The organism is Mesorhizobium sp. (assembly GCF_017306585.1).
Classification (GTDB): Bacteria; Pseudomonadota; Alphaproteobacteria; order Rhizobiales; family Rhizobiaceae; genus Mesorhizobium.
In genome coordinates, this window is the sequence record NZ_JAFKIC010000328.1 from 1 (window position 1) to 3,998 (window position 3,998).

At 64.2% G+C, this 3,998-nt stretch carries 3 protein-coding genes; 2 read left to right on the top strand and 1 reads right to left on the bottom strand.

Features of this window, described 5'->3' with window-relative positions; translation table 11 throughout:
• The first annotated feature begins 20 nt into the window (after window positions 1-20).
• Window positions 21-1,505: a carboxypeptidase M32 gene (locus J0I79_RS34150; RefSeq protein ID WP_292870314.1), complete on the top strand. Its 1,485-nt coding sequence runs from the start codon at window positions 21-23 to the stop codon at window positions 1,503-1,505.
• A 160-nt stretch (window positions 1,506-1,665) separates the two neighbouring features.
• Window positions 1,666-3,636 (top strand): DUF3857 domain-containing transglutaminase family protein, encoded by a 1,971-nt coding sequence (locus J0I79_RS34155; protein ID WP_292870308.1) that lies wholly within the window; start codon window positions 1,666-1,668, stop codon window positions 3,634-3,636.
• Window positions 3,637-3,653: 17 nt separating this feature from the next.
• Here J0I79_RS34155 and J0I79_RS34160 read toward each other — a convergent pair.
• A partial coding sequence (locus J0I79_RS34160; protein WP_292870311.1) for an ATP-binding cassette domain-containing protein occupies window positions 3,654-3,998 on the bottom strand: 345 nt, incomplete at its 5' end.

The following is a 3,998-nucleotide window of genomic DNA, read 5'->3' on the forward strand; positions in this document are numbered from 1 at the left end:
CCTCAATCACGGCAGCCGCCATGTCCTTTCAGAAACTCGATGACCTCGGTCACAAGCTCGAAGCGCTCGACCATGCACTGGCCATTCTCGGCGCGGACGAAGCGACGCACATGGCGGTCGGCGGCGGTGAGAAGCGCGCCGAAGCGATGGCCGCCCTGGCCGGCATGTATCATACAAGAGCGACCGCGCCGGAGATATCGGACTGGATCGCCGCCGCCGAGGGCGAGGCGCTCGACGACCAGCAGCGCGCGGCTCTCGCCGAACTGAAGCGGCAGTACACCAACCTGACCTGCCTGCCGGTCGAGTTCGTCGAACGCCAGACCACGGCGCGCATGCGCTGCGAACAATTGTGGCGCGAGCTGCGCGCCAGGAACGACTGGGCCGGTTTCCAGCCGGCGCTCGAGGGCGTGGTGGCGCTGGTGCGGGAAGAGGCCTCGCTGCGCGCCGACGTGCTGGGCCTCGCCCCCTATGACGCGCTGATGGAGCAGTACGACCCCGGCAACCGCGTCGCCGACATCACCCCCGTCTTTGCCGACCTGAAGGCCTTTTTGAAGGGATTTGTGCCCGAAGCCCTGGCAATTCAGGAAGCGCGGCTGCGCAAGCACCCGCTGAAGCCGCTTTCGGGCAGCTACGCCATCGACCGCCAGCGTGAACTGGGCCTCGCCATGATGGCGGCGGTCGGTTTCGACCTCACGCATGGCTCGCTGTCGGTATCGCACCATCCCTTCTGCGGCGGCGTGCCCACCGACGTGCGCATCACCACCCGCTACAAGACCTCGGACTTCCTGTCGGCGCTGATGGGCGTGCTGCACGAGACCGGCCACGCGCTCTACGAACAGAACCTGCCGAAGGCGTGGGCGCACTGGCCGCTCGGCAAGGCCCGCGGCATGGCCGTGCATGAGAGCCAGAGCCTGTTCGTCGAAAAGCAGGTCGGACGCAATCCCGCCTTCTGGCGTTGGGCCCTGCCGGTGGTGGAGAAGCATCTGGGCGAGACATGGTCGCTCGACGACATCCTGCCGCATGTGCATCGCGTCGAGCGCGGCCTGATCCGTGTCGACGCCGATGAGGTGACCTATCCGCTGCACGTCATCCTGCGCTACGAACTGGAGCAGGACCTGGTTTCGGGAAGGCTGGAAGTTAGGGACCTGCCTGAAGCCTGGGACGCCAAGATGCGCGACTATCTTGGCCTCTCCACGGCGGACAATCCGGCCGACGGTCCGATGCAGGATGTCCACTGGCCGGGCGCGGCCTTCGGCTATTTCCCCTCCTACACGCTGGGCGCGATGATGGCGGCGCAGCAATGGGCCGCCCTGACACGCGAGCACCCTTCCGCCGACGCCGATCTGGCGAACGGCAACTTCGAGGCGATCAATGGCTGGCGTCGTGACAGGATATGGTCGCAAGGGTCGCGCTGGTCGACGCCGGATCTGCTCGAGCGCGCCACCGGGGAAAAACTCAACGCCACCTATTTCGTCAATCACCTGAAGCAGCGTTACGGCGGATAAAACCGGCTCTCCTGCCATCCCGGCTGCGTTGACAAGCTACGCCGCCGGCAAACCAGGATAAGGCGGCGACCTTGCGGGATCGTCCGCACTTTTCTATCACTGGTGGCATCCGGCGACACCTGCAGGACGCGCGGACCATTGTGGGTTGGGGTGCTTTGCGGTGACATCTTCTGCGATCACGCGGTTTTTCGTCTTGATTGCCATTGCCCTGTTCAGCGCTCCGGCCATGGCCGACGCCGAAATCCACAAGGGCAGCCCGGGAGCCTGGATCGACCGGATCGAACTGCCCAAGGCCGATCCGCGTTTCGACGCCCAGATCAAGGGCGGCATCTCCAATCTGGTCTCGGAATATCAGATCCGGCAGCGGCCCGGCGGCATCGAGGCTTTCGACCGCTATGCCTACAAGATCGTCGACCGCACCGGGCTCGAACGTGGCGCGGCCATAAATTTCGAATTCGACCCGGCGACGTCGCAGGTCACCATGAACTGGCTGAACATCATTCGTGACGGCGTCGTCATCGAGCGGCTGCCAGGCGCCACCTTCGATGTGTTCCGGCGCGAGAAGGATGCCGAGAAAGGTCTCTTCGACGGCTGGCTGACCGCCTATGTGAATGTCGACGACGTTCGCGTCGGCGATATCATCGACTACGGCAAGACCACGGTCAGAACCCCCATCGTCGGCGCCGACCTGTTCTTCCACTCCGTGGCCGTTGCCTGGGGAGAGCCGATCGCGCTGATCCGCGAAAAGGTGATATGGCCAGCGAACCAACCCTTGAACATCCAACAGTTCCGCACCGGCATCGAGCCTGACATCAAGGCCGAGGGCACCTCGAAAACCTATACCTGGCAGAGCGTCAATCCTGCGCCGATCAAGGTGGAGGAGAACCTGCCTTCCGACTACCTTACCTATCCGACGGTGCAGATTTCCTCGACGAGCAAATGGCAGGATGTCGTCGACGCAATGCTGCCCTATTACCGGCTCGACCAGGAATTGCCGGCCGCGTTCGCCGCCAAGCTTGACGACATCGCCGCCAGATACGCCAAACCGGAAGACCGGATGATCGAGGCCATGCGGCTGGTGCAGGACACCATCCGCTATGTCAGCCTGTCGATGGGCCGCGGCTCCTACATTCCCCGCAGCCCCGCCACCGTGATTGCCAGCGGCTTCGGCGACTGCAAGGACAAGGCCCTGCTTCTCGCCTCCAGCCTGCGCCGGCTCGGCGTTCAGGCCGATCCGGCCCTGACCGACCTCGACGACGGACTGGCGCTCGGCGACATGTTGCCAACCATCCGCGCCTTCGACCACGTCATCGTCAAGGCGACAATCCAGAGCCGGACCTACTGGATCGACGCGACCAACTACCTGCAGGGCGGCCGGGCCGAGAACCTCGTTCCGCCAGACTACGGCTTTGCCTTGCCTATTATCGCCGGCAGCGCGCACATGGAACGGATCGAACGCAAGGAGCTTTTCCAGCCGACCACTTTCGTCAGCGAGGCATTCGATTTTCCCAAGCTCAAGGGCGACGCGCTCAAGCTGACCGTCAGCACCACCTACCGCGACGCCGATGCCGACAGCATGCGCTACCGGCTGGTGTCGCAGTCGGCGACCAAGCTCGCCGACGATTATCTCCAGTATTACAACCGCCAGTATCCCGGGATGACCAGCCTGGCGCCGCTGTCGACCAAGGATGACCGCGACGGCAACATCGTCACCACGGTGGAATCCTACGAGCTGCCGGCCGACGATCTCGAAGCCGATGATCTGATCAAGAACTTCCCGCTGAAGGCCGATGTCGGCATCGGCAATCTGCCGGAGCCGGACATGGTTGGCCGGACCGGGCCGGTCTGGCTCGGCACCCCTGTCTTCAAGCGCCATCAATGCATCGTCAGGAACCTGAAAGCCGAATTCGTCGGCCCGGAGAAGTCCGACGATGTGATCACGCCCTACGTCGCCTTCAAGGCCCGCTGGTCGAGCACGCCAACCGAATTCCAAGTCGATTGGTATCTCAAGACGATCGGTGACCGGGTCCCCGCCAAGGACATCGGCTCCTACCTCCGGTCGCGGCGCAAGATGAGCGACAATTCTTCCTGGAGCTACAATTTCGGCTATGCCGAAACCGAGGCGAACTGACCGTTGTCGGAAATGGCCTATTCGGCAGCGCCCCGGAAGGCGCTGGCGCCGGTCTCGAACTGCAGCTTGGCCAGCCTGGCATAGATGCCGCCCTTGGCGACCAGGCTCTGATGGGTGCCCTCCTCGACAATGCGGCCGCCGTCCATCACCAGGATCCTGTCGGCTTTCAGCACCGTCGCCAGCCGATGGGCGATGACGATGGTGGTGCGGCCCCGCATCAGCCGCTCCAGCGCCATCTGCACCAGCGTCTCGCTCTCGGCGTCGAGCGCCGAGGTCGCCTCGTCGAGCAGCAGGATCGGCGCGTCGCGCAGGATGGCGCGCGCGATCTCCACACGCTGGCGCTGACCGCCGGACAGCGTCAC

What these genes read in the sequence shown, in the direction of transcription:
- J0I79_RS34150 (WP_292870314.1), top strand. Translation starts at nt 21, where the DNA reads ATGTCCTTTCAGAAACTCGATGACCTCGGTCACAAGCTCGAAGCGCTC.